5 protein-coding genes are annotated in these 8,056 nt (G+C 49.2%); 1 reads left to right on the forward strand and 4 read right to left on the reverse strand.

Annotated elements, in window-relative coordinates; all coding sequences use genetic code 11:
• Position 1 precedes the first annotated feature (1 nt).
• The 4 genes from ACTHMC_RS27580 to ACTHMC_RS27595 are packed head-to-tail and all read right to left on the reverse strand — an operon-like array spanning position 2 to position 3,932.
• A complete protein-coding gene (locus tag ACTHMC_RS27580) occupies positions 2-1,141 on the reverse strand; it encodes a glycosyltransferase (protein WP_440418302.1) in 1,140 nt (379 codons plus the stop codon).
• Complete coding sequence (locus ACTHMC_RS27585) at positions 1,141-2,085, reverse strand: glycosyltransferase family 2 protein (RefSeq protein ID WP_440418303.1); 945 nt, start codon at positions 2,083-2,085, stop codon at positions 1,141-1,143. The genes ACTHMC_RS27580 and ACTHMC_RS27585 overlap by 1 nt, the downstream gene beginning before the upstream one ends.
• 7 nt (positions 2,086-2,092) lie before the next feature.
• Entirely contained in the window at positions 2,093-2,647 is a 555-nt protein-coding gene (locus tag ACTHMC_RS27590) for a DUF4199 domain-containing protein (protein ID WP_440418304.1), read from the reverse strand.
• A 13-nt stretch (positions 2,648-2,660) separates the two neighbouring features.
• Positions 2,661-3,932, reverse strand: a complete 1,272-nt coding sequence (locus ACTHMC_RS27595; RefSeq protein ID WP_440418305.1) for a dihydroorotase — start codon at positions 3,930-3,932, stop codon at positions 2,661-2,663.
• Between the two features lie 1,022 nt (positions 3,933-4,954).
• Between ACTHMC_RS27595 and ACTHMC_RS27600 the strand changes: the two genes are divergently transcribed.
• A partial coding sequence (locus ACTHMC_RS27600; protein ID WP_440418306.1) for a hypothetical protein occupies positions 4,955-8,056 on the forward strand: 3,102 nt, incomplete at its 3' end.

Consider the following 8,056-nt stretch of genomic DNA (forward strand, 5'->3'; position numbering starts at 1 on the left):
ATTACCTTTTTATATTGGTAGCAATGGTTTCGATCGTATTCACCAGCGTATGCCAGCTGTATTTCTGCTTTTCCATACGCAGGGCCGGCAGAAAATATTGTTCGCCTTTATCGAAATATTCTTTCACGGCAGTGGCGATGGCGGCGGGGGTGGGCTCGCAGACCAGTCCCACTTTATCATGCGGCACCAGCGATGGCAGTCCTCCTACATTGGTCACCACCATCGGCACTTCAAAATGATAGGCGAGGGGGGTAACGCCGCTCTGCGTGGCATTCCTGTAAGGCTGCACCACCAGATCCGCTGCGCAAAGATAGAATTTCACTTCACTATCAGGGATGAACTGCGTGCGCATGATCAGTGAATCGCCGATGTTCAGGCGGGCGATCAGGTCATTGTATTCCTTCTCATCTTCATAATACTCGCCGGCCACCATCAGTTTGATATTGCGGGGATCCTTTTTGATTTCCTGCATGGCTTCCAGCAGGAGGTCGAGCCCCTTGTATTTACGGATAAAACCGAAGAACAATGCGATCTTCTCATCAGGTTTCAGGCCGAGATGTGCCCTTGCAGCAGCTTTGCTGATGGGTTCACCGAAATTATCGTAAAGGGGATGTGCGGCCTGTTTTGCGGGCTTACTGGCTTCAAAGGTCCGGAGGTCAGCCATCACTTTTTCACTCATTGTTACAAAACCGTCGCAGGCTTTGAGGAAGTAGCGGGTGAAGGGCGTATCGCCGGGTCTTTTTTCATGCGGGATCACATTGTCTGTGATCGCTATGATGCGGGTATGTTTGTTCTTTCTTACCCTTCTGAGGATGGTACCGAGTGCAGGTCCCATGAAAGGAAGCCAGAAACGGACAATGATCAGATCGGGTTTGAGATTTTTCAGTGTATTGCCCACCTGGATCCAGTTGAAGGGATGGATGGAATTGATCACTGAATAGATCTCGATGCCTTCAGGCGCCGGTTCCGTGGTGTATTGGGAGGTGCCGGGGAACAGGAATGAAGGGTATTGTAAAGAGAAGGAGTAGATACAGCAATCGTATCCTTCTTCTTTGAATTGTCTGCAAAGGCGATGGTCAAATGTACTCAGGCCGCCACGGAGCGGGTGCGCTGGACCGATGATCACTACTTGCTTTGCCATTATTCAACCCCCAGTTTCTTTTCAATCAGATAAGAGTTCCGGCCGGGTGCATTGCGGGCGATCAGTTCACCGAGGAAGCCGGCCATGAAAAGCTGGGTTCCGATGATCATGGCAGTGAGGCCTACATAGAAAAATACGCGGTTGGTAAGGCTGTTCACGGGGTCGATGATCTTGGCTACCAGCAGGTAGATGGAGATCAGGAAACCGGCAAAGAAGAACAGGGAGCCGATCAGTCCGAAGAAGTGCATGGGGCGTTTGCCGTACTTGCTTACGAACATGATACTGGCGAGGTCCAGGAAGCCGTTCACGAACCTTTCCCAACCGAATTTGGTGGTGCCGTATTTGCGGGCGCGGTGCTCCACCACTTTCTCCCCGATCTTGCGGAAGCCAGACCATTTGGCCAGTACAGGAATATAGCGGTGCATCTCTCCATACACTTCCACGCTCTTGATCACTTTGCGTTTGTAGGATTTGAGACCGCAGTTGAAATCGTGCAGGTTGATCTTGCTGGCCTTGCGGGTAGCCCAGTTGAAGAATTTGGAGGGGATATTCTTGGTAAGGGTGTTGTCGAAGCGTTTCTGCTTCCATCCGCTTACCATGTCAAACCCATCTTCCACGATCATGCGGCGGAGCTCGGGAATTTCGTCCGGACTGTCCTGCATGTCGGCATCCATGGTGATTACCACATCGCCCTGTGCGGCCTTGAAGCCTTCATTGAGGGCGGCGGATTTGCCGTAGTTGCGTTGGAAGCGGATGCCTTTGATATTGAGATTGGCGGCACGGAGCTGCTCGATCACAGACCAGGATTCGTCCGTGCTGCCATCGTCTATTAAAATGATCTCGTAAGTGAGGTTATTGGTGTTCACCACCCGTTCTATCCATGCACATAATTCAGGCAGGGACTCTTCTTCATTATACAGGGGAACTACGATGGAAACATCCATATGGTGGTTATTCTTTAAATGCATTATCGAATGGCGGCTTGTTCTTTTTGATGATAGCCGCAATGATCAGGGAAATGATACAGAAAATGATACACATCATACCATAGCCAAGCAGTGTTTTGCTGAAGCTGTAGTTGTCTGCGCTGCCGGCATTTTCCATGGCTTTTTCAATATCACTTTCGGGGGCGCCCAGCTTTCTCATGAAAGATTCCACTTTTTCGAGGGTCAGCCTTGACATCTCATCCCTGAAACCGGTGTCAATATAGTTCAATAACACATAATTAAAAAGGGTGGACAGCAGGAAGGCCAGTACAAAAGTGAGGAATACGGTCTTGAGGGCTTCACCAAAACTGAGGTAGCCGCCGTTGAGTTTTTTCTGCTTGATTCCGGCCATCACAGCAATGGCAATGATAATGGCGTACACGAGGAATGCCAGCGCAAAGTTCATGAAGGTTTCTATGCCTGCCATATAAAGGCAGAGCGTATAAATGATCATGGCGATGCCGCCGATAAGGCCGTAGGTCAGTCCTACTTTGGAACCAGTCTGGTTTGGTGATGTCATATCACTGAAGGTTTTAAAGTGAATGGAGAGATGCCCTGGTTCCGTTGATCACTCCCAGCACTTTACCAGGCAATGTAAGTCCGGTATAAGCTGAGTTGTGGGAGCGGGAGCGGAAAAAGGCATCATTGACAGTAATATGTGCTGCGGCATCCCAAATTGTTACATGGGCCTGCGCTTCTTTTTCAATAACGGCGCCGCCCAAACCGAAGATCTTCCTGGGGTTGGTGCTGAGCAGTTCAACCCAACGAGCCTCGGGGATCTCAGGCATGGCCAGTCTGAGGGCGGAATAACAGGTTTCAAGGCCTGACATGCCGTATTTGGCATATTCGAATTCCAGCACCTTACTGTCTTTCTCGTGCGGCCTGTGGTGGGAGGTAACGCAATCCACGGTTCCATCGGCTACGGCGGCACGCAGCAGGTTACGCTCTTTTTCGGGGCGAAGGTGCGGATACACTTTCAGGTTAGTATCATAGCCTTTCATCAGGTCTTCATCGGTGAAGAGCAGGTGATAGGGGGTAACGGAGCAGGTAACGGACAGTCCGGCGTCTTTGGCGCGGCGGATATAATCCAGCGAGCGGGGAGAAGTTACACCGGTGAAGTGCAGTTTTGATTCTGCATAACGGGCGAGTTTGATATCGCGGGCCACCAGCAGTTCCTCGGCCATCATGGGTTTACCGGGCAGACCGAGTCGGGTACTGACAACGCCTTCGTGCACCAGGCCGTTGGAGCCTACGCTGCGGTCGTCAGGGATCTGGATCACGATACCGTCAAAGGCCTTCACATACTGGAGGGCTTTGAGGAGTACGCCGGCAGACTGAACAGGATAGAGCCCATCGGAAAATGCCTGGGCGCCTGCGCTGCGCATATCATACATTTCGGCCAGTTCCTTGCCTTCGGCTCCTCTTGAAATGGCGCCGATGGGATGGATATTGGATGGAAGCGAAGTGCTCCTGCCAGTGATATAACTGACCTGGGTTTTGTTATCGATAACGGGTTTGGTATTGGGAACAACGAACACATCCGTGAAGCCACCGGCTGCTGCTGCTGCTGCGCCTGTTTCCAGGGTCTCTTTGTATTCGTAGCCGGGATCGCCGAATTCAGCGAAAATATCCACCCAGCCCGGGGAAATATGAAGGTCATGACCCGATATGATTCGGTCAGCACTGGCCTGGATAGAGGGCTGAATGTCCCTGATAATACCGGATTCGATGAGGATATCCTGTTTCTTGCTTTCCAGAGGCGATCCTGGATTGATGATCTTGGCTTGTTGTATAAGAAACTTCATTGCAGAAAAAGTTGCGCGAAGTTAAGGTTTTTGGGGGGAATTGGCGGGAGCGGGGGAAAAAATCGCTGATAATCAGTGGATGCCCGGTTAAGCGGTAGGTATGTGAGTAAATGAGGGGTCAGACATAAGCGGAGTGTACCGGGTTAAGCGAGGTGTGCCCACTCGCCCGCCTCCCGGCGGGTTAGTGCTATTAGTTCGCCTCTGGCGAACACGGTGTCGCCAGAGGCGACGGATTATAAGTAATTCGCGGGGACGCGGGCTACTGAACAGACCCTGATAATTCCGGGCAAAAAAATGGCCGGTAGTAAAAACCACTGGCCTGTTTTAGCTCTGAAACCTTAACGAAACTAGTTTAGATCGCAGGAGGGCCTGGGAGTTGGAAAAAATGACCGGTAGTAAAAACTACCGGCCCGATTTAGCCCTGAAGTCCTAGCGAAAAATATATTTATCAGATCAGTCACTGCATAGATCAACTGCGCAATGTTCTGAGAAAATTGCTGAAGTAGTGATAACCAGGCACAGGATGAAAAGCGATCTACGGAAATCACTATTACCTGCAAACAGGAATAAGTAAACTAAAATTGAAAAACAGATTTAAAGACTAACGTAATCAGAATGACGTAACCTACGGGTATTGTAATCGGAATAATTACTAGAATAAGGGCTTAAAGAAGATTGGGAATAATTGCGTTCGATGCTTAACCAAATATACGGATACTTTCATATGCATTCCAAATATATTTTAACATTTTGGTAGGTTTTTGAAAAGTTTTTTTGTGCTGTTGAATCATACCCGCCCTGTTGCGCCCAGTTTCTTTCTGCAAACCTGAAATGCAGCACCAGTGCCAGCTTACGCAGATTCCCCAAACACCTTGTGAAATTACGTGCATATGCATACTCAATAACGCAAACCCATGACCGAAAAATATTTTCCTGATATTCGTAGGACAATTGCACAGTTCTCCCGTTTACTTATAGTACTATCATACCTGGGCCATCCTGCATCACTTCAAATTTCAGGTATGAACAAGTTTATATTGCTGTTTTACTCCTGCATCCCGCTGCTGATACAGGCACAATCATCCTATGTACTACCACAGGTCTCACCCAGATCACCAGACGCAGCAGCCTTTGAAAAATATGGAACCATTCCTGTATCGCTTACCAGCGGAATGGCACAGGTGAATATTCCCCTGTACACCATCAAAGCCGGTACACTGGAAATCCCGGTCGTACTTTCTTACCAGAACAACGGCCTGAAAATGGATGAGATCCCCGGCTCCGCAGGACTGGGCTGGACTATTCAGGCAGGTGGCCTGATCAATTATGAGCAGAGAGGATTGCCAGACTTCATTACAGGCAATAGTCGCGGTATGTTCAGTTCCCGTGCGGGTTACAGCCCACCGGATTCACTGAACAGGTTCCTGCATAACAAAATGAATAGTTATAACGCTTACAAATACCTGCAACAACTTGCAGATGGAGAAGTGGATGGAGAATTCGATTTCTATAATTACACCCTTCCCGGTTATTCAGGCAGCTTTTTTCATGATACCGGTCAACAGATCATCCAGGTGCCTGTAACAGACCTGCGCATCAGCAGGCAGGGTAGTGATGTTTTCACCATCACCGATATAAAAGGGAATATTTTCACCTTTGGTGTCACCGATTACAATGAGGCCACAGAAATCACAGAATTTCCCCTCCAGCAGAATTTCAGTGGCAATGCCACTTACTACCTCAGCCGGATCATCACTCCGGGGAACCAGTATATCAGTTATGCCTATACGCCATTCCCATTCAGCTATACAGGTAAACAGCATTTTGCATACATCATGTCGGAAACTGCTTATCCGGGATGCCCGCTCAGTAAAACCAGTATCAGTCATACCCGGTATAATCTCGCTAATCACCTGTTGACGCAGATCAATTTCACCGGCGGAAAAATACTGTTTGAAATGAGCACAGCAACTCGCCGTGATATCAGTTTACTCGATCCCTTTGCGTTTGTACCCTGCCTGAAAAAAATGAAGGTGTTGAACGAAAACGGCAGGCTGGTCTGCGAATACAGCTTTCATTATGCCGATAGCAACCGATTGCAATTGAAGGCAGTCATTAAAACAACCCAGGAAGGCAATCCGGAACGATGGCAGTTCAGTTATTACGACAGCACTGATATCCCGCCTCCCTTTTCCAGCGGGAAAGATCACTGGGGCTTTTACAACGGTCAGGCAAGAGGCCTTCCGCATGCAGACTACCAGCGGCTGGTACCTGGTTGGAAGAACAATGCCATTACAGTCAGCAAGGAGAGTAATTTCAAGTTCTGCAGAACCGGTATGTTACAAAAGATAGTTTACCCAACAGGGGGCCATACCATTTTTACCTATGAGCCCAATTCCATCCGGCTAACTGCGCCTGGCCAGTTACAGGGACAGTACTTTCTGCAAAATGTAACCGGTCATCAACTGGCCCCCCTGCTGGATACCTCAACAGGTGAAGCGGATGAGGTCTACGGTTCATTTACCATCGATACGGTTACTCCTGTTCAGATTTCCGCGTACCGTGCCTGGCAGCCGAAAGCACTGATCAATTCTTATGTGAGCCTTACCCGGAATAGCTCCACCGGCAATCTGCTCACCACTGCTCCGCTCAGGTTTGAATGCTCCTCTTACGGCTGCGGCATCAATGCCGCCTCGCTCGATCTTTATCCCGGTACCTATTATTATACGCTGAAAAAATACATGGATGACTCTGGTAACTGGTCTGATGGCAGGGCGCAGCTTACAATCTCCCGCAAAATGCCTTCCACTTACTCATCACCTACCCGGTATGAAGCAGGAGGTTGCAGGATCCTGACCATAGAACATTTTGATGGAACGGGTGGCAGCACTCTGAAAAGGTACCAGTACAATGACCGATTTGATAGTGTCGGGTACATCAATTACCCGCAATATATAGCGCGCACCGGCATCTCGGCGGAATATCTTGCGGGGTGCAGGACCTGCGGCACCCGCACTACCATTACAGAAGAAAGCATGGCCCCGCTCAGCGGCCAGCCGGTAGAATATCTCTATATCACGGAATACGATGATAAAAACGGGGAGAATGGCTGTATTTCATGGGCCTATACCCCCAATGCAGATCATAACGGAGCTGCCGGCTCACCATATTTGCCTCCCTTCAAATATAACTGGAAGGCCGGGCTGCTCAGGTACAGGAAAGAATACCGGAACAATAACGGTACAATGGAACTGATAAGGATCGATTCCAATCACTATGAAAGTACCCCGGTAAACAAAGGCGCTACCAGGGGAATTAAAGTGGAATACGCGCAATATTGCCCGCTGACCGGTACCGGCTTCCGTACTTTCAATTATCAACTGCCTGTTTATTTTACAGAAAAACTGCAGCTCAAAAGCCAGTCGCAGCTATATATCGATAGCAGTGGAACTATCAGTTCCACTATTTCCAGTAACTATTCAGCTGATCGTCACAACCAGCTTACCAGTACCCTTACGCAGGGGAGCGATGGGAACTGGCAGAAAGAACTGATCCGTTATTCTTTTGATTTCGATACCAGCCAGTGCAATACCGATGAAGCAAAGGGCATCCGGCTTTTGCAGCGGAAGAATATGCTGGTGCCGGTAGAAAAACTTTTTCTGAAAACCATCGATGGAAAAGATCAGCTTACAGCTGCAATTCTTTTCACCTACAAACCCGACCTGCCTATGCCCGATAAGGTCTTTGAACTGATGCTGACAGAGCCGCTGCCATTCAGCAGTTTTACATCCTGCTCTTTCGCTGGTGGCCGGTTCCTTAAAGACAGTCGTTATGCCCTCTCAGCCAGTTTTGATCTGTACAACCAGGCATTGAATATCCTGCAGCTTCAATCACCGCAACAACCTGTCAGGTCCCTGCTCCGGGACTATCAGCAGGAGCTTCCGGTCTGTGAAGTATCCGGCGGGGCCTGGGCCGATATAGCCTTCACCAGTTTTGAGACGGGAAATCATGGCAACTGGATGGTTGCTGGTGGGTTGGTGGATTCATTGCAATTCTTCACCGGTAAGAAAAGTTACCAGCAAGGTACCGGTTCCGTCACCAGGACCGGACTGAAGCCAGGTATG

Source organism: Pseudobacter sp. (genome assembly GCF_051955275.1).
Taxonomy (GTDB): Bacteria; Bacteroidota; Bacteroidia; order Chitinophagales; family Chitinophagaceae; genus Pseudobacter.